This is a genomic window from Stutzerimonas tianxiuensis (assembly GCF_053470365.1).
In genome coordinates this window covers 1-17,934 of record NZ_JBPVWS010000021.1, presented here as the reverse complement: position 1 = coordinate 17,934, position 17,934 = coordinate 1, and the positions used below count along the sequence as shown (strand labels likewise).

Below are 17,934 nucleotides of genomic sequence, written 5' to 3'. Positions count from 1 at the left end.
GTTCAGTTGTGGGATGGCTGCGGCGCTTGGTTCAGCGTTTCCAGCAGTGCAAACTTCTCACGATCGATCTCGCCGCGCGTGCGAATCCCCAGTCGACGCATGACCGGCAGTGGCGGGCACCAGCCTTGCAGGCCGTGTTGCAGCAGAAACGGCAGCACAATACCGGGGAGCAGGAACCATTTACGGTTCACCGTCAGCCCGAGCAGCAGGCCGGACAGCGCAAGCGAAGAAGCGTTGACCTCCAGCGCGCGCTCGACATCCCACTCGCGATCGAGTGCTTCGATGCGTTGGATGATCGAGTGTCGATCCAGATTGCTGAAGTGGCGGATGTTTTCTTCGGTTTGCTGATCAATAGCGTGATTGATCGAGGCGGATGTCGAGCGGCGAACTCGATCCGTCTGGTCACTTGTGGCAAGGTCCTGATGGATTGTGGTCATGGCAGTCTCCTGATGCACGCCCACCAGTGGGGCTGGCGGGGTGAGAAAATGACTACTGGAACAGGTGCGAGGCAGTACAACGCCCATAAGTTCCGATGAAAATCGCTCCGATGAGCAGGGACACTTTATTGAGATATATATCGGTAAAATGTTCCGTCAACCTGTCCTGATTAACGGTGGAAAATGGACGCTGCGTCAGAAATCGATATGGAAACGCTCCGTAGCAGTGCAGCGCAGGCCTGCGGTTTGCTCAAGGTTTTGGGTAACCCCGACCGGTTGCTGCTGTTGTGCCAACTGACTCAGGGCGAGTACTGCGTGGGCGATCTGGCGACCCAGACGGGCATCACTCAGCCGACCCTTTCTCAGCAACTGACCGTGCTACGGCATAACGGCATGGTCAGCACCCGTCGCGAAGGCAAGCAGGTCTACTACGGCATCGCCAGTCCCCAAGCGATGGAGGTCATGCAGGTGTTGTACAAGCTGTACTGTCAGGCGCCTCACGTCGAGGAGAACGTCAGCGAGCCTTGAGCAGGGCGCACGATGGCGCGTCTCGCATGCGGCATACGTAGCGTAAGCGTCACCGGTCAGTCGGTTGATATGGCGAATCACTCAGCCGCGAAGTCTTCTCAATAACGTCCTCCTGCAAACCAGCGATCAGCTCGACCTGCAGTCCATCGCCGTGGGCGACGAACCTGAGTTCACAACCGCTGCGCTCGGCGATGGCCTTGACGATGGAGAGCCCGAGCCCGCTGCCGTCCCCCTCGCTGTTTCGCCAGAATCGTTCGGTAAATCGTTCGACCTGTTGTGCAGCGATGACCGGTCCGTGATCGACCACCGTGAAGCAAACCTTGTCTTCAGCATGCTGCTGCAGTGACAGCTGAACGTGGGACCCTGGGCGCGTATGCCGACGTGCGTTGTCCAGCAGATTGCGCAGTGCGGCGATGGCCAGAGCGGGCGGCATGGCCAGGGCACGCAGGGACACGTCTGCTGCCGCGTTCAACTCGATGCCGGGACCTGGCTGCTGGCTGGCGTCAGCGATGGCCAGTTGCGCCACCTCGATGGCCGTGCACCGTTGGCCGTCATCGAAAGACACTCGTCCCTCCACACGGGCCAGCATCAGCAGCTGCTCCAGTGTTCGGTGCAAGCGATCGGTGCCGAGCTCGGCCTGGGCCAACGCCCGTCTGGCGGTATCGCCCTCGGTCATGGCTGCGACCTGCAGATGGGTCTTGATGGCCGTCAGCGGGCTGCGCAACTCGTGGGCGGCATCATCGGTGAGCCGGCGTTCACGTTCGAGCGCCTGCGCGATCCGTGCAAACAGCTGATTCTGTGTTTCTACCAAAGGCGCCAATTCCGGCGGCAGCCGTTCGATGATCAGGGGATCGACCGAGTCGGCACTGCGCTGCGCCAGAGCGGTGCGGATTCGCCTGAGTGGCGACAGGCCTTTGCCAAGGCCAATCCAGAGCACGACCAGACTGCCGAGCAGGGCGACCAGTACCGGCAGTGCTGCAGCCAGCAGCACCGAGCGCTTGAGCGTCGCGCGTTCATCGAGTCGATCAGCCGTGGTGATGCGCATCCCGTCGCGGATCATGGTGAAGGTTCGCCAGGCCGTGTCGCCGATCAGCTGGTTGTGAAAGCCGGTGTGCTGGGCGTCGAGCACGCTGTCTGGCGCCGAATGGCTGCGCGCGAGTACCTCACCGCGCAGCGAGCTGACCTGGCAGGCCAGCCCGTTCTCGATACCGAGCTGCTCTGCGCTCAAGCGAGTTATACCGCCTTCACCCAGCTGCGGCTGCGGCAGTTGCACCAGCAGCCCGGTGACCATCCGAGCCGATGCGGCCAGTCGCTGATCGAGCGACAGCATCAGCTGGTTGCGTACATCGAACAGCATCCAGGTCGCTGCCGCCGACCAGAGCAGCACAAAAGCGGCGCCGAGTGCGAGGGTCAGACGCAGGCGCAGACTCATGTGTCGGTGGCTCGGGCCGGTTCGGTCACGGGCCCGGCGGGTCCCAGCCGATAGCCGAGGCCCCTGACGGTTTCGACAATGCCGTTGCCCAGCTTGCGACGCAGATGATGGATGTGGACGTTGAGCGCATTGCTTTCGACCTCGTCGTCCAGCCCGTATACCGCGTCTTTGAGCTGCTCGGCCGAAAGCACCCGGCCGGGGTTCTGCAAGAGCGCTTGCAGCAGCGCCTGTTCACGCCGGGACAGGTCAACTGGTTCGCCCGCCATGGAGGCGGAGCAGGCGGCCGGGTCATAGCTCAGCGGACCGTGTTCGATCAGGTGCGTCGTTCGTCCGGCGACGCGGCGCAGCAGAGCATGCAGCCGCGCCGCCAGTTCGCGCAGATCAAAGGGTTTGACCAGGTAGTCGTCGGCGCCTGCCTGGAGCCCCGAGACACGTTCGGCCACCGCATCCCGGGCTGTCAGAACGAGCACGGGCAATTCGAGCCCGCGACGCCGCAGTCGCCGGAGAAAGTGCAGGCCATCTTCGTCTGGCAGCCCCAGATCGAGAATCATCAGATCGAAGCGGGCCGTGCGCAGCAGCGCGTCCGCCTGAGCGGCAGTCGCGGCATGGGCCACGCCGAAGCCCTGGGCTTGGAGCCCGGCAACGATGCCACTCGCGATGAGCGCATTGTCTTCTGTCAGCAGTACCTGCATGGGAAACTCGTCTTGAATGCACCGGCCAGTATCACGCTTCTCGATTAACGGAGCGTTATCAGAGGGTACGCTGAGTTGCTCGCGTAGCCTCGCATGTCGGTCTCTTCTCTGTCGGTCAGTGGTCAGCTCCAAGCCAATTCGTTAACGGCCACTTAATCCCCAGTCGCCATGCTCGCATTGAATTTGCTGATGGGGTGTGTAGTTCATGCGAGCGGTCCTTTTCTCTCTGGCCTGCTGCCTCTGGCTTGTGCAGCTGGCGAGTGCTGCGCCGTTCGCGCTTGGTCAGAAGCAGGAGACCTTCTTACCGGTCGACCAAGCGTTCAGCCTGCGGGTCGAACGCCCAGCCAGCGGCGGTGTTGTGCTGCGCTGGGACATCGCGCCAGGTTATTACCTGTATCAGGAGCGGCTGCGGTTTGGTGGTTTGGCAGCAGGTAACGAACCGCAGTTGCCACCGGGAGAGCCCTATCACGACGAGTATTTTGGCGATTCACAGGTCTATCGCAACAGCCTGGAAGTCACCCTCGCCGAGCCAGGCCTCGCTACGCTAGAACTGGGATGGCAAGGCTGCGCCGAGGCCGGCTTGTGCTATCCGCCGCAGACTCGCACGGTCGATCTGAGCGGGTCTGCAGCGGGACCCTCTGAGCCTGTTCAGGCCGATGATCAGGCACTGGCAAGCAGACTGGCGCAACAGCCGCTTGGCTGGAGTCTGACGATCTTCTTTGGGCTTGGCTTGTTGCTCGCCTTTGCGCCGTGCTCCCTGCCGATGCTGCCAATCCTTGCCGGTATTGTGGTCGGCAGCCGGGCCAGCCCTCGCCGCGGCATGCTGCTTGCCGCTTCCTATGTGGTCAGCATGGCGCTGGTCTACGCCGCGCTGGGTGTCGTGGCTGCGCTTCTCGGTGCGAATCTGCAGGGATGGCTGATGCAGCCCTGGCTGATCGCCAGTTTTGCCGGCCTGTTCGTTCTGCTTTCCTTACCAATGTTTGGTTTCTTCGAGCTGCAGTTGCCGGCTGGTCTGCGTGATCGGCTGGAACAGGCCGGACGCAAGCGACAAGGCGGTAGCCTAGCTGGGGCCAGCGCACTCGGGGTGTTGTCCGGCTTGCTGGTCGGGCCCTGCATGACCGCTCCGCTGGCTGCGGCACTGCTGTATATCGCCCAGAGCGGCAGTGCCGTCAACGGAGGGCTGGTGCTGTTTGCCCTTGGCCTGGGCATCGGAACGCCGTTGGTATTGCTGGTGACGGTCGGCAATCGCTTCCTGCCGAAACCGGGGCCCTGGATGGACCGCGTCAAAACCACGTTTGGTTTCATATTTCTGGTCGCGGCCCTCTATGTGCTCCGCCCGTTGCTGACGGATTCGTGGTGGGTGGGTGTGTGGGGTGCATTCTGGCTGCTGGCTGCCAGCGGACTCCTGCAGCTGTCGCGTCAGCTCAAGCAGCATCGGGCGTTGCTCAGCTCCGTTGCAGCGTTATCCGGCGTATGGGGCGTGGCGCTGGTGCTGGGTGCGGCGGGTGGCGCGGAGGATCCGAGCCGGCCGCTTGCCGTGTTCACCAGCAGCGTCGCTTCGACAACTGAGATCGAAGGTCCGCAGGGTTTCGTTGGTTTCACCGATCCGGCTGTTCTTGATCGTGAGCTTGCTGCCGCCAAAGCTGCCGGGCAATGGGTACTGATCGACTACTACGCGGACTGGTGTGTGTCGTGCAAGGTCATGGAGAAGGAAGTGTTTGGCAACGGCCAGGTGCAAGCCGCGCTCAAGGGCGTACGCATGCTGCGACCGGATGTGACGCAGACCAATTCCGCCAGCCGCGAGCTGCTCGGTCGCTATCAGGTCATGGGGCCGCCGACGCTTTTGCTGATTGGCCCGGACGGGGCGGAGCGCCGCTCGCAACGGATAACCGGTGAGGTCGACGCCGGCCAATTCCTGGGTACGTGGAACGAAACGATGGAGAAAGGCTGATGATGACGATGAACGTGGGGCCGTTCGCACTGGCCGTTCCCCATGTATTGCTGCTGGCGAGCCTGTTCTTGGCGATGCTGACCGGTTGGTGGGTTGGGCGGCGCAGCGAGCGCAACCCCGAGCAGCAGTTGTTCAGGCTGCTACTGGTGGCGCTGCTCGTCGCCAGGTTGGCGTTCGTGGTGGTCTACGTCGAGCATTTCCGAGATGAGCCCTGGCGCGTGATCGACATTCGTGACGGCGGGTTCATTGCCTGGCCGGGCGTGCTGGTGGCCGTGCTGCTTGGCGTATGGCTGGCCAGGCGTGAGCTCGGATTGCGCAAACCGCTGGGCGCTGCGGTCGCTGTCGGTGTGCTGAGTTGGGGGTTCGGGACCTTCGCATTGCATGCCTTCGAGCAGGGCACGCGCCTTCCCGAGATGGGGCTGCGCGACAGTCAAGGTAAACCGGTTGCCCTGCAGGATTTCGTCGGCAAGCCGCTCGTCGTCAATCTGTGGGCCACATGGTGTCCGCCCTGCCGACGGGAGATGCCAGTCCTGGCAGAAGCACAACGCAACGAGTCCGAGGTGACCTTTCTCTTCGTCAACCAGGGCGAAGGCGAGCGGGTCATCGCGGACTTCCTCAGCGCTGAAGCGCTCGGTTTGGACAACGTGCTGCTAGACACCGGCGGCCGCCTCGGCCAGCACATAGGCTCTTCGGCGCTCCCGACAACGCTTTTCTACGACGCCGACGGGCGCCAGGTTGGCAGCCATCTCGGTGAGCTTTCTCGCGCCAGTTTGGCGCGCGCCCTTGAACAACTGGAGGTAACCACTCAGCCATGAAAAATCTGCGACCGCTTTCTTTGTTCTATTCAACGCTGGCTATGCTGCCCGCATCCGTGGCGCTGGCACAGGATCTGCCTCCTGCGGTCCAGGCCGTTGAGGCTCGCGGCGCCGAAGTGGTCGGTAGCTTCGACGCGCCGGGCGGATTGAAGGGCTACGCAGCACGCTATAACGGACAGGGCATCGCGCTTTATCTGACGCCCGACGGTGACCACGTGCTGATCGGCAGCCTGCTCGATGCCACCGGCGAAGATCTGACGCGGGCTCCCCTTGAAAAACTGGTCTACGAACCTCTCAGCAAGGAAATGTGGCAACGGCTCGAGAGCAGCACCTGGATTCAGGACGGCGCTGTTGAGGCGCCGCGAATCGTCTACCTGTTCTCCGATCCGAATTGTCCGTACTGCAACATGTTCTGGAAGCAGGCCCGGCCTTGGGTCGAGTCCGGCGATGTTCAGCTGCGCCATGTCATGGTCGGCATGCTGCGCCCGGACAGCGCGGGCAAATCGGCCGCATTGCTGCAGGCTGAGAATCCAGCGGCCGCCTTGAACAGGCACGAAGCTGCAGGAAAGGCGAGCAAACTGGAACCGCTTGAAGAGGTATCGCCTAAGCTGACTGAGAAGCTTGAGGCGAACCTGACGCTGATGGGGGCGATGGGCGCCTCGGCAACGCCAGCCATTTACTACCTGGACGGCAACGGACGTTTGCAGCAGCAACAAGGGGCGCCGCGTCCCGATTCCCTGGCCGAGATCATGGGGCCGCTGTCAACGAAACGGTAGAAAGGTCAAACAGCACTGCCTGCTGCCAAAACTATAAAAAACGATCTGGAGGCTTTATGAATATCGCTCACTGGCCGCTGACGGGAGTGCTGTTAGCAGCCTTTCTGCCCGCCCATGCCGCCGATTCGACGGTGGTCTATATCAAGGGCGGCTCCAATCCTGCCGCCATGGCTTGCGTCACCTGCCACGGAGTCGAGGGCGAGGGAATGGCGGCAGCTGGCTTTCCCAGGCTTGCCGGGCTCCCGGCTGGTTACATGAGAAAGCAGCTGGCCGATTTCGCTTCTGGCGCGCGCGCCAATCCCGTCATGCAGCCTATTGCTGCTGCCCTGAGTGCCGAGGAAGCGGACGCAGTCACGGCGATGCTGGCTGACAAGCCGGGACCGCAGGTGGAGCTGGTCGGCCGTACTGCGGCAGCCGAAGGTCCAGGTGAAACGCTGGCCCTGCGTGGGGCCTGGGAGCGCAACATCCCTGAATGCGTCGCCTGCCACGGCCCCAGCGGAGTGGGTGTCGGCGACGCCTTTCCGCCGCTGGCGGGACAGTCTGCGCAGTACCTGGCCTCGCAGCTGACCGCCTGGCGTCAAGGCACGCGCAAGAACGATCCCAACGATCTGATGGGGCATATCGCCCGTAGCCTGACCGACGACGAGATCAAGGCCGTCTCGGCGTACTTCGCCGGTTTGACTGACCAAGGAGCAGCAAGATGAACACTCAAACCAGCGCCTTGCTGTTGATCGCCCTGGCCGCACCAGCCTATGCCGATGACATCGTGATGGAGGACCAGTCTCAGATTCTCACCGGGGCGGGTGAGACGGCCAGCAGCCGTTACTTCCAGCCACCCCAGGAGAGTGAGCTTCCCGATAATGCTTATGGAAAACTGGTCCAGGAAGGCCGCGCCATCTTTGTCGATACCAAAAACCGGGCTCCGGAATACGTGGGCAACGGCCTCGCATGCGTGAACTGTCACCTTGAGCAGGGCCGCAAAGCCAACTCCGCTCCGCTGTGGGCGGCATACACCATGTATCCGGCGTACCGGAAGAAAAACAACAAGGTCAACAGCTACGCCGAGCGGCTACAGGGGTGTTTCCAATTCAGCATGAACGGCAAGGCCCCAGAAGCGGACGGACCGGTGATCGCGGCATTGTCGGCCTATTCTTATTGGCTCGCTACTGGGGCCCCGACTGGTCAGGAGCTCCCCGGTCGTGCCTATCCGGAAGTGCCAAAACCTGAAAACGGCTATGACCTGGCCAAGGGCGAGCAGGTCTATGCGGCCCAATGCGCTGTATGTCACGGGCAGAACGGGGAAGGGCAGAAGTCCGGTGACGATTATGTGTTCCCACCCCTTTGGGGCGCGGACTCGTTCAACTGGGGGGCAGGCATGCACCGGATAAACACTGCCGCCGCTTTCATCAAGGAGAACATGCCCTTGGGCAAGGGCGGCAGCTTGTCGAATGAGGACGCCTGGCACGTGGCCGCGTTTATGAACAGCCACGAACGGCCCCAGGATCCGCGGCTGATCGACGGTTCGGTCGAAAAGACCCGCGACAAGTACCACGCCAACGACGGCGTGAACCTCTACGGTGAAATCGTCAACGGCACCATGCTGGGCAAGGGCCTTTAGTCGATAGCCGCCATCTCGCAGCGGGCAGGACTGCCCGCTGACGAAAGAGTAAGTTACCGCTTCCAGAAAGAGATGAATTTGCCGCGGTTGGCGGCCTTCTCGCACCGCCTGTCGCTATCACGCCTTGATGCTTGGCGGCAGCCGGGGGCGCATTTGGCTGGCTGATGTGATCTCCATATGCCGACAAGCCACGCATCCAGGCGTGGGCGCGACCCGCGAGCACGCATTGCACGAGTGAACGTGAGCCAGCGCCGCTTCGGTGCACCGCACGGTTGAAAAAGATCAAGTCGCTCCGGCTGATCTCTCATGCTGAGATCCAACACTTTCATTCGACATTCGAAGGTGCAGCGTACGGATGTCATTAACCTTGGGGATACACAGCTGGATACACGAAGGGAAGTTAGAGGCGTAGACAGGCAAATACAGTCAGAAACAAGAAAGCCCGCACGGGGCGGGCTTCTTGAGGTGTTTCGTAGACTGTCTGAGACAGGTCCAAACAGCTATTTGGGCCGGGGGGATTTGAACCCATGTCGACGATTCCGCAATGCTCCGCTTTCGTACGCTTTCCCAAACAGATCAGCCTATTGCGGCCGCCGCACTATCGCATTAGCCGGCTATACCTTGCTGTGTCTGTGACACTTTTGAGACATGACTATTCGTTTAAGCAGTACTTCGGGCGCCTTCATATTCAATTGGTGCGTCAGATGTACGTTTCTTGTTGACGATGTCATCTGCATCTTCGTGCTCTCCTTCTGAGAGTCGTTCTAGTTCAAGTTTTAAGTTTCGGTTTAGAAACTCATGCTTGAGTTCAAACTCTATAAATATCTCGCTCCACTTGAAGGCGTACACTTTGTACTCGCCGACAAAAATTAAGCCTGGCTCTCCATGTGATTGGTGGCTTTGGATTTGGCTGTCAATGTATCCAGTAGAATCGAAGTCGTTAGCTATTAAGTAGAACTTCCATTCCATATTAGATGCATTGAACTGATCTACAGACTTTATAACTTGGTAGTAATCGTATATCTGGTCAAACTGTTTTTTGCCTAGTCGAACGTTAACAGGATGCTTTAGTTCTAGTACAACGTTTTCAATGTTGCTTTGTTTTTTTCCTTGGCGAACAAGAAAGATATCCATCTCCCTGTTTTTGCTTTGGTGGTCTATCGTGGTTTCTTGTTTTGTTCCGTGTAGTAGGTGTGTATATCTTCGAAGTGCTTCTTCAAACTTTGGTTCTGCTGCGGTTAGGAGAAGGTACTCTTCGCCGATAAGCCAGTAATTTTTCTCCATCATTTTTTGTAGATGGGGAACCTCTCCAGCATACATGCTTGGTTCAAATACTAGTCTTTTAAATTCCGCAACGGACTTGTAGCGATCACTGATTAGCTCAATGGTGTTAACAATGGAAGACATTTTAGTTGTTTTAAGTTGTCTTGCGAATGTCGCTCTTTCAGACGAGTTTAGACTTATCACGCCATCAAGTATTTCGAATAGGTCGCCTATTTCCCCCTTGTCCACGGATAGCGCTATAAAGCTAATCAGTGTTCGCTTTTGTACGTTATTAAGGTTGGTGAAAATTTTTGGTTCCACTTGATAGAGTTGTACGACCGTCGCTTTCAGATCTTCATGCCGGATTTGCTCCCAGCGGTTGCCTGAGTTGAACTCTGGGAATATCCCGGTTTTTTCATATTCTTCTACAAGTTTTCTCGCATGGTCGACAATAAATGGTTTTCTTTTAGTTCTTAGTATTTCGTTGACTTGCTTTATGAGTTCTTTGAACTCGTCGGATTGGTCGTTGGTTCCTAATAAGTCGTTAGATGCTAGGGGTGTCCCGGGTGTAAAGTTTTCAAAGTATTCACTTGTTATGTATACGCTATGATAAAACTCGTCGCCTCTATTATTTAGTGTGGTTGGGCGCGAGTATTTGAATTTACAATTTTGGTCTTTGCAGTAGTATCTTGAGTAATGTCTATTTAATTTGCTTGCCCAGCGAATAAATGTAATTTCGAAGTTGTGAGTGTCTATCGATATTGCTGTGGATTCCCGGTCTTGAACTATGTTTTCATATTCAAGTTGGGTGCCGTTTATAAAAATCGAGACGCCACTATCTTTTTTTAGCTCTAGGAACCACGCGAATTCTTTCTGAAGATAGCGTTTTAACTCGTTTTGCATGTAGTAGTCAGATAGCTCGAATATGTTTTCAAAGCTTACCGTTGTACCAGTTTTTTCTTCTTGTGTTTGCGTTTCTACGGATGGAAGGTAGTTGTCTATATTGTCTGCATCGACAGCTATTTCGTAACTTAGCTTGATTTTGTTCTCTGCCTGATAGCATGTTTTCCACTTGGCTTTTTGTGCGAAGTGAAAGAAAGTCAGTCTTCCTAATCCATTCTTGCCATGTATTAGTGAGTGCTGTACTTCCTGATCAGCTTTCTCCGAAGAGAGTACGGGTGTGAATTTTTTATCGACTAAGGAGAACGGTATACCTTCTCCATCATCTTTTATGATTAAGTGGGTTACATTTTCCATGGCGTTGCAGTCATAGCATATTTCTACAGTGCTTGCGCCAGCGTCGATTCCGTTCCATATGTATTCGGCAATGGCTCTGTAAGGTTTTACAGTTTTTAGCCTGTTTTTGATCCCTCTTGCTTTTACTTCTACTTTTGCCATCTATGTAACCCTCCCTAGAAGTAGGGGTTAAGCGCTTCGTGAGCCGTTCGTTTTATTGCAGTCTTTGATCGATCTGCGCATTCTTTAATCCGTGGTGGTTTGGCTCACACCCCGGTTTTCTGCGTCATATTCAGGGCTTGTCTGCCCGCACTCAGGTGCGATTTGGCCGCTAGCGAGCCATAGAGCGTATTGGGGGAAAATCTGGACTAGCACATCGATTTCTTCCGTACTGACTCGTACCACACCCTTGCTGACATTTCTCCAGCGCTCATACGCGCCTCCTCGCTCGCTTGCCCTTTTTACACCGACAATCTTGATCAATGTACGTGCTCTATCAGCTGCGCGTTCCATATAGAAAATATTTGCTGGGTATCTATTGCTCCACTGTGGTGTCTGGGTAACAATCACCCAGTGGTTAGCTATTACCCAATATCTGGGTAGTTATTAATGCCGAACATAGTGGAACAAAGCTTATGGATACGGAAGGTCTTGACCCGCAAAAGCTGCACGGTGCACCGCCCTTGATGCCGTGGCAGAAGTTCGCCGAGTGGATCGGCATGGGCGACGAACCCATCGTGGTGCGCACCTGGGTGGAGCGGAACTACCTACCTTCGAAGCGGGTAGGCAAACGGACCATGGTCAATGTGGCCCTGCTGACCCAGCAGCTTCTCGAACAGGAGTGGACGCTATGAGCCGAACAGACCCGCAATTCAAGCTGCGTGTACCGCCGGAACTGCGCGCCAAGATCGAACAGTCCGCCTCTGCTGCTCGACGTTCCATGAATGCCGAAGTCGTGATCCGCCTCGAAGCCAGCTTTGCCCAGGACAAACCCCAGCAGGAGCAGCCGCTATGAGCGCCAAGAATGACGACAGCCTCGACCTGTGCAGCATCAAGACCTTCGCTGAAATGAGCGGTGTCACCGTAGAGGAGGCCATCAACTGGGCGGACTCCGGCGCCATCCCGAGCATGAAGCTGGCCGACTTCCGCATGGTCAATCTCGCTCGCCTGCGGGAAGACCTGCTCAAAGGGAAAACCGAGTTCCAACCGGGAGATTACAGCCATGTCTAGCCAGCGCCTCGCGCTCGACGCACAAACCGCGCTGACCTATGTCGGCCAAACCGTTCTGGTGGAACTGCGCTGGGACGATGAACCCGATTCGTTCTGGCAGTGCATGCATGTCCTGGGCGTTGTGCTGCCGATGGAGGGCGTCTGTGATCTGGCCTATTTCATGGGGCTGAACGTCTCCAGCCAGCTCGACTACCCGAACGAAGTCTACTTCTCCGATATCTGCACCATCAGGGTGATGCGGCACCGCGACCGGCATGGTTCCGGCAACGTACTGGACCGCATTGCCCTCCCTAATGCCGGGAGGTCAGGGGCCGCGCTCCCGGCTCGTCGGGACAGCCTCACCGTCCCGTCGAACGGAAGCACGGGCGCAGCGCACCCTTGACCCTGCACGACTATGAAAAGCCTATCGCTGGGAGTGTGGGGTAGCTTTTTCACCCCACGCTCCCGAGCCCTCGGCGGCAAGAGCGGGATGACAAGGGCCGCGCCCTTGGTGTTATTCGTCCTCGCGCGCCGCGCCAATCTTCCTCACCTGCTCGCGCTGCCCAGTCTTGCGTTCTGCCTCGCCTGGGTCAGCACGCCGCCGCCTGACCGTCCCTACCTGATGACCTTCACCCAGGAACAAACCTGTCCTGGTGATTCCGTTACGTCATTCACCGACCCGATCACTCGTATCGATAGCCCTTGCTGCGCGCTGGCCGAGCACTCTCACACGTGCCGAGGGACGAGGCGCGTGAGCGAGCGCAGCCAGCGCGCGCCTCCGCGCTGACGTCCCTGTAGCACGTCAGATAAATACAGATTAACTACCGCATTAGTCAGCATTAGGAAGTGAACCAAATGAGCAAACCAAAGGATTTTCTTCGCCTAGACATGCTTGCCCGTGAAGATCGCAACGGGCGTCTGTTCGTCGATCCTGGTACAGCCGCATTCGTCGATCTGTCCAAGGTCCGGTTGCTGCGTTGCGGCGTGGATACGGTCCGCCAGTTGTACCGCGGGCTGATTCGCCCCGAGATCATGGCGCTGTTCGAGAAGCCGGGCGCGATGGTCGAGTTTGCCGGGGAGATCTGGCACGCCGGGCGTGTTGGCCGGGACTCGGGCTACCAGTACAAACTGCAGAACGCCGACCTTGGGTTCATCCTGCTCATCAAGAACTTCAACGCGAAGCTGGAGCAGATCGGCCCGCACCTGAAAATCGAGGTGTCACCGCACGCGATCGACGCGCTGTCGCCGGAACGGCTCCAGGAGCGCATGGACTATTACGCTGCCGCCGTGATGACCCACCGGGAGCGCAACCAGTGTGCCGTCCACCTCGCCCTGGATCTGCAAGGCTGGACGCCTCCGGCTGACCTGACGGCCCGCATGCACTGCCGCGCACGTGCCAACCGCGATATCTCGGGCATCAAGGAAATCCAGTGGACCATGGAAGCCGCCACCTATGGAAAAGGCCAATCCTTCCTGTTCGGCTCAGCCGGGGGCGTACAGCTCGGGATCTACAACAAGACGCTGCAAGCCCGCGCCCATGACAAGCTCGACTACTGGGAAAGCGTTTGGCGTCGCCGTGATTCCTTCGATGCGAAAGACCCGGACAACTATGACCCGACCCAGGATGTATGGCGCGTTGAGCTGCGTTACCACCATTCGGTCATCCAGCAGTTCGCCAGCGGCTCGACAGACGTGAAGACCGGCCAAGCCATCGACACCGATTCGTTTGCTGCCTTCTCAGCCCATCTGGAAGGCCTGTGGCGCTACGGTATGAGCCAGTTCAAGCTGCTCGCTCGCCCTGGCTACTTCGAACCCATCTGGACGCTGTTGCGTGAAGACGCACGGGTTGATCTGCCGGTCGATTCCCTGGTCGATGAGACGGAGTACAAACGCTACTACAAGACGAGCCGGGGCTTCTCGGGCAAGAACGTGGAACTGTTCCTGGGAAACTTCGTAAGCCTGCTGGCAAGGGAGCGAGTGGGCGCTAACAAAGCATTCGAGACCCTAAAGCAATGGGATTGCTGGCCGGTCATCCGCGATCACTACGCCGCCAAGGAGATGAGCGAGCGGGATCTGTACAAGCACATCAAGAACCTGCTTCAGGAGCGTCATGTGAGGTGGGGTAGGGCGGTCTGATGGCAATCGAACAACTGCCTGACGGTCGTTGGAAAGTCGATGTTGAGCCGATCAAAGGCAAACGCTTTCGCAAGACGTTCAAGACCAAGGGCGAAGCCCAACGATTCGAGGCGACGTGTCGATCAAAGGTAATCGAGAACCGGGAGTGGTCGCCCAGCACGGCTGATACGCGACGGCTAACCGGGCTTATCGAATCCTGGTATGACCTGCACGGCCACTCTCTACGGGACGGGTTGCGGCGTCGCCATAAGCTCGATGCTTTGGCCAAACGGTTGCGAGATCCCATCGCCTCGCGAATCGACCCGCAAGCCTATGCGCATGATCGCCGGGTACGTATGGAAGCAGGCGCCTCACCGAAAACGCTCAACAATGAGCTGGGCTATCTGCGCTCGGTATACAACGAGCTACGGGGCCTGGGAGTCATCAAGTATGAGAATCCGCTCGCCCTGGTAAAGCCATTGAAGATCCAGGAACGAGAGCTTTCCTGGCTGACGAACCATCAGATTGCGGAGCTGCTCGATTCGATCCGTACTGGCTGCGATAACCCTCACGTCGAGCCGGTTGTGATGATCTGCTTGGCGACCGGTGCTCGATGGTCCGAGGCGGAGAAGTTGAAGCCAACCAGTGTTCGGAATGGCGTCATCACGTTCAGCGGGACGAAAAGCGGAAAGGTGCGATCTGTGCCGATCTCGGCCGAGCTGGAGAGGCGGATCGTGAAACACTGGAAACAGCACGGTCCCTTCATGCACACGATCACTTCGTTCCGTCGTGCCCTAGCCCGAACGACCATCAGGCTACCGAAAGGGCAAGCCGCTCATGCGCTCCGGCATACCTTCGCCAGTCACTTCATCCAGAACGGCGGGAACATCCTGACGCTGCAGAAGATCCTGGGTCACTCCAGCTTAGCCATGACCATGCGCTATGCGCACCTGGCGCCGGATCATCTTCAAGATGCGGTACGGTTGGGGCCGGCTTTACCTTGAGTAACAGTATTCCGTTGAAGGAATATTCCATAGGAGCTATATTTCGCATGACTTGGGACGTTGAGTACACCGATGAATTCGGTGACTGGTGGGAGTCGCTCTCGGCTGAAGAGCAGGAATCCGTCGCGGTATCCGTGCTGTTGCTAGAGGAACGTGGACCCTCGCTTGGCTATCCGCATAGCAGCGCCATCAACGGGTCGCGCCATGGGCATATGCGTGAGCTGAGGACCCAGCACAACGGGCGCCCGTTCCGGACATTGTACGCATTCGATCCCAGGCGCTCGGCTATCTTGCTGATCGGTGGTGACAAGACGGGCGACAACCGCTGGTACGAAACCAACGTTCCGTTGGCGGATCGTCTCTACGATGAACACCTGGAACAGATTCAAAAGGAGGGCTGATAGATGGCCAAGAAGTTTGCAGACTTGCGGGCAAAAATGTCGCCAGAGGCTCAGGCTCGCGTAGAGACCAATGCCCAGGAACTGCTCGCTGAAATGCCGCTGAATGAGCTGCGTCAGGCGCGTGGTTTGTCACAGAAGATGCTGGCCGAGCTGTTGCATGTTCAGCAGCCGTCGATCGCGAAAATGGAAAAGCGAACCGACATGTACATCTCCACGCTGCGTAGCCACATCGAAGCTATGGGCGGACAGCTCGAGGTAGTTGCCCGGTTTCCAGATGGCTCGGTGAGGATCAGCAACTTTGCCGAGATCGAAGCTGCCGCTCAGCAGGCGTGAGCCTTCGACACTCTTTCGACATCCGCTATCCCAGAAAGCAAAAACCCCTGAAATTCACTAGGAAAATCAGGGGTTTAGGTGTTTCGAATTGGTGGAGCCGGGGGGATCCAAAATATATGCATAACCTATTGTTCTTAAATACTTTTTTGAAAGATCTATTGTTAGATGCCCCCATAAGTGCCCCGTGCACGTATTTCCGATGAGCGGCCTTTAGAAGGAGTTGAACTGGCGTCCTGAACTCTCGTTTCGCGACAGGGCGATGCCGGTCGACCACCGAGGAGGATTCAGTAGAATCAGTCGCCTACAGCATAACCCCGGTTACCTGGGCGGGAGGGTTCGATGCCCAGCTTAGCAGCAGGTGTTGGCTAGATGTCAGGTCCGGTAGTTGGGGTTTTTCCGCGGTAGCGCACCATGGGCTCATCTAGGACGATTTGAGCTGAGGTGCGGTATGAGACACTCGATGGTTACCTGTCACAACTGTGGCAAAGCGATGGTTCCGAGGGCGTCATATAGCCGTGGTTTCTGGGGTTATTCGCCTTCGTCCAATCATTGCCCCTTTTGCCTGAGTGAGAACTGGCACGGCGGAAATCCAGGGCTAGGGGCTCGGCTGTTCGCTTTGGTTGGCCTGGGTCTTGGTGTTCTGGCCTGCGCGTTGGTGGGAGCTCTTCTATTTAAAGTGCAGTGGTGGCTTGGTGTCGAGGGACAGTGGCCTCTATTGACGCTGGGCACATGTGCTGTGTCAGTTAGCGCGGGATACCATTTTTACAACTGGTTTGTTGATTGCTGACCGGTGACCATGCTGTGGAAGGCAGCAATCGGCCGATTCTGTTGAAAAAGTAGGTTTAGCGGCAGCAAGGCGGTCGGATGTACCTGCTGTCGAAATGGCTGCAAGCCACTTCAAGTTGCCTTCCGGCGTTTCACTGAGCGTCCTTGCTCCGGTTTAAGGGTTAATTTGAGGGTTTCTGCTCGTAGCAGGCGTACCTATCCCGTCAGCGGTGGCCCTTGAGGCAAAAGCTTGGCCATGCGGCGCAGGTTCTGCACCATCGCAGCTAAGGTGAATTCGTCAGTGGCACCCGTTAGGCCACGCAGTCGTAAACGGTCGAGTTTCATGATCCGTTTGAGGTGGGCGAAAAGCATTTCCACCTTCTTTCGTTCGCAGCGAGAGACGAGGTATTCCGGTGTCTTGGCGATGCGTCGAGCCACGTCGCGGGAAGACTCATGGATGCTGCGGACGATCTTCCGATTCGGCGTGTTGGGGCAGCATTTCGCTTTCAACGAGCAGGTGGCGCAGTCGGTTTGGCTGGAGCGGTAAATGATGGTGTTGGCCTTGGTTACCCGCGATCTTTGCTGAGTGAAGGCACGCCATTCACTGCGTAGCGGTTTGCCGGCTGGGCAGCGATATTCATTGGCTTCCTGATTCCAGTGGAAGTCGTTACTGGAGAGGCTGTCGTCCTTGCGCTCGGTCTTGTCCCACACCGGCACATGCGGCTCGATGTCCTTTTCTTCTACCATCCAGGCCAGCATCGGGGCGGTGCCATAAGCGGTATCGCCGATAAGGCGTTCCGGCGTGAGATCGAAATGCGCTTCGACACGCTCGACCATCGTCCTGGTCGAGTCGACTTCGGCGGTACGGTGCGCCGGGGTAGCTTCCACGTCCATGATCACACCGTGCTCAGTGTCGATCAGGTAATTCGTGGAGTAGGCAAAAAAGGCCGGGCCACCTGGCGCTGCTGTCCAACGGGACTGAGGGTCTGTGAGCGAAATTTTCTTGGGAAGAGCCTCAGCCAGCGCCTCTTCATCAAGGGCTTCGAGGTACTCACGCACTGCTCGGCTGCTGAGCTTTGGGTCGTTCCAATCGACCTGATCTCCCGCCACCCCACGTTGCCGGCTGGCATCCGCCTTAATGATGCTGGCGTCGACGGCGAAACCTTCACCCTTGACTAGGCCGGCTGCCATGCAGCGCCGCAGCACCTCATTGAATAACCAGCGGAATAGATCGCTGTCACGAAAACGCCCATGGCGATTCTTCGAGAAGGTCGAGTGATTGGGTACTTCGTCTTCCAGACCCAGCCGGCAGAACCAGCGATAGGCCAGGTTCAGGTGCACCTCTTCGCACAATCGCCG

19 protein-coding genes are annotated in these 17,934 nt (G+C 57.8%); 14 read left to right on the top strand and 5 right to left on the bottom strand.

Annotated elements, in window-relative coordinates; genetic code table 11:
* Window positions 1-2: 2 nt before the first annotated feature.
* Window positions 3-437: a hypothetical protein gene (locus tag ACSSNI_RS20335; protein WP_064481552.1), complete on the bottom strand. Its 435-nt coding sequence runs from the start codon at window positions 435-437 to the stop codon at window positions 3-5.
* A 207-nt stretch (window positions 438-644) separates the two neighbouring features.
* Here ACSSNI_RS20335 and ACSSNI_RS20330 point away from each other — a divergent pair, with 207 nt between their 5' ends.
* Window positions 645-965, top strand: a complete 321-nt coding sequence (locus ACSSNI_RS20330; RefSeq protein ID WP_372239384.1) for an ArsR/SmtB family transcription factor — start codon at window positions 645-647, stop codon at window positions 963-965.
* Between the two features lie 49 nt (window positions 966-1,014).
* Here ACSSNI_RS20330 and ACSSNI_RS20325 read toward each other — a convergent pair whose 3' ends face one another.
* On the bottom strand, window positions 1,015-2,397 hold the full coding sequence (locus ACSSNI_RS20325) for an ATP-binding protein (RefSeq protein ID WP_200638443.1): 1,383 nt from the start codon (window positions 2,395-2,397) through the stop codon (window positions 1,015-1,017).
* A complete protein-coding gene (locus ACSSNI_RS20320; protein ID WP_200638445.1) occupies window positions 2,394-3,089 on the bottom strand; it encodes a response regulator transcription factor in 696 nt (231 codons plus the stop codon). The genes ACSSNI_RS20325 and ACSSNI_RS20320 overlap by 4 nt, the downstream gene beginning before the upstream one ends.
* Window positions 3,090-3,294: 205 nt before the next feature.
* On the opposite strand from ACSSNI_RS20320, the gene dsbD reads away from it, so the two are divergent.
* From dsbD to ACSSNI_RS20295, 5 genes are read left to right on the top strand one after another with little or no spacing between them, the layout of a single operon-like run.
* Window positions 3,295-5,040, top strand: coding sequence for a protein-disulfide reductase DsbD (gene dsbD, locus ACSSNI_RS20315; RefSeq protein ID WP_200638447.1), 1,746 nt, complete (start codon window positions 3,295-3,297; stop codon window positions 5,038-5,040).
* Complete coding sequence (locus ACSSNI_RS20310; protein WP_159968940.1) at window positions 5,040-5,855, top strand: TlpA family protein disulfide reductase; 816 nt, start codon at window positions 5,040-5,042, stop codon at window positions 5,853-5,855. Before dsbD ends, ACSSNI_RS20310 begins: the two co-directional genes overlap by 1 nt.
* A complete protein-coding gene (dsbG, locus tag ACSSNI_RS20305; protein WP_200638449.1) occupies window positions 5,852-6,631 on the top strand; it encodes a thiol:disulfide interchange protein DsbG in 780 nt (259 codons plus the stop codon). Before ACSSNI_RS20310 ends, dsbG begins: the two co-directional genes overlap by 4 nt.
* Window positions 6,632-6,687: 56 nt before the next feature.
* Window positions 6,688-7,335: a c-type cytochrome gene (locus ACSSNI_RS20300; protein WP_200638451.1), complete on the top strand. Its 648-nt coding sequence runs from the start codon at window positions 6,688-6,690 to the stop codon at window positions 7,333-7,335.
* Window positions 7,332-8,249, top strand: coding sequence for a c-type cytochrome (locus tag ACSSNI_RS20295; RefSeq protein ID WP_200638453.1), 918 nt, complete (start codon window positions 7,332-7,334; stop codon window positions 8,247-8,249). Before ACSSNI_RS20300 ends, ACSSNI_RS20295 begins: the two co-directional genes overlap by 4 nt.
* A gap of 660 nt (window positions 8,250-8,909) precedes the next feature.
* Here ACSSNI_RS20295 and ACSSNI_RS20290 read toward each other — a convergent pair.
* Window positions 8,910-10,910 carry an ATP-binding protein gene (locus tag ACSSNI_RS20290; protein WP_200638455.1) on the bottom strand — a complete coding sequence of 667 codons (2,001 nt, stop codon included), beginning with the start codon at window positions 10,908-10,910 and terminating at the stop codon, window positions 8,910-8,912.
* Window positions 10,911-11,383: 473 nt separating this feature from the next.
* Between ACSSNI_RS20290 and ACSSNI_RS20285 the strand changes: the two genes are divergently transcribed.
* The 8 genes from ACSSNI_RS20285 (at window position 11,384) to ACSSNI_RS20250 (ending at window position 15,810) form a co-directional block, all read left to right on the top strand.
* Complete coding sequence (locus ACSSNI_RS20285) at window positions 11,384-11,602, top strand: hypothetical protein (RefSeq protein WP_045429958.1); 219 nt, start codon at window positions 11,384-11,386, stop codon at window positions 11,600-11,602.
* Complete coding sequence (locus ACSSNI_RS20280; protein WP_200638456.1) at window positions 11,599-11,763, top strand: Arc family DNA-binding protein; 165 nt, start codon at window positions 11,599-11,601, stop codon at window positions 11,761-11,763. The genes ACSSNI_RS20285 and ACSSNI_RS20280 overlap by 4 nt, the downstream gene beginning before the upstream one ends.
* Complete coding sequence (locus tag ACSSNI_RS20275; protein ID WP_200638457.1) at window positions 11,760-11,978, top strand: hypothetical protein; 219 nt, start codon at window positions 11,760-11,762, stop codon at window positions 11,976-11,978. Before ACSSNI_RS20280 ends, ACSSNI_RS20275 begins: the two co-directional genes overlap by 4 nt.
* Window positions 11,971-12,360, top strand: coding sequence for a hypothetical protein (locus ACSSNI_RS20270; RefSeq protein WP_200638458.1), 390 nt, complete (start codon window positions 11,971-11,973; stop codon window positions 12,358-12,360). Before ACSSNI_RS20275 ends, ACSSNI_RS20270 begins: the two co-directional genes overlap by 8 nt.
* A 452-nt stretch (window positions 12,361-12,812) precedes the next feature.
* Complete coding sequence (locus ACSSNI_RS20265; protein ID WP_200638459.1) at window positions 12,813-14,093, top strand: hypothetical protein; 1,281 nt, start codon at window positions 12,813-12,815, stop codon at window positions 14,091-14,093.
* Entirely contained in the window at window positions 14,093-15,076 is a 984-nt protein-coding gene (locus tag ACSSNI_RS20260; protein ID WP_200638460.1) for a phage integrase, read from the top strand. Before ACSSNI_RS20265 ends, ACSSNI_RS20260 begins: the two co-directional genes overlap by 1 nt.
* Window positions 15,077-15,123: 47 nt before the next feature.
* Window positions 15,124-15,477 (top strand): type II toxin-antitoxin system RelE/ParE family toxin, encoded by a 354-nt coding sequence (locus tag ACSSNI_RS20255; RefSeq protein WP_200638462.1) that lies wholly within the window; start codon window positions 15,124-15,126, stop codon window positions 15,475-15,477.
* Window positions 15,478-15,480: 3 nt separating this feature from the next.
* On the top strand, window positions 15,481-15,810 hold the full coding sequence (locus ACSSNI_RS20250; protein ID WP_200638464.1) for an XRE family transcriptional regulator: 330 nt from the start codon (window positions 15,481-15,483) through the stop codon (window positions 15,808-15,810).
* A gap of 981 nt (window positions 15,811-16,791) precedes the next feature.
* On the opposite strand, the gene ACSSNI_RS20245 is transcribed toward ACSSNI_RS20250, so the two are convergent.
* On the bottom strand, window positions 16,792-17,934 hold a 1,143-nt coding region (locus ACSSNI_RS20245; protein ID WP_342408000.1), incomplete at its 5' end, for an IS1182 family transposase.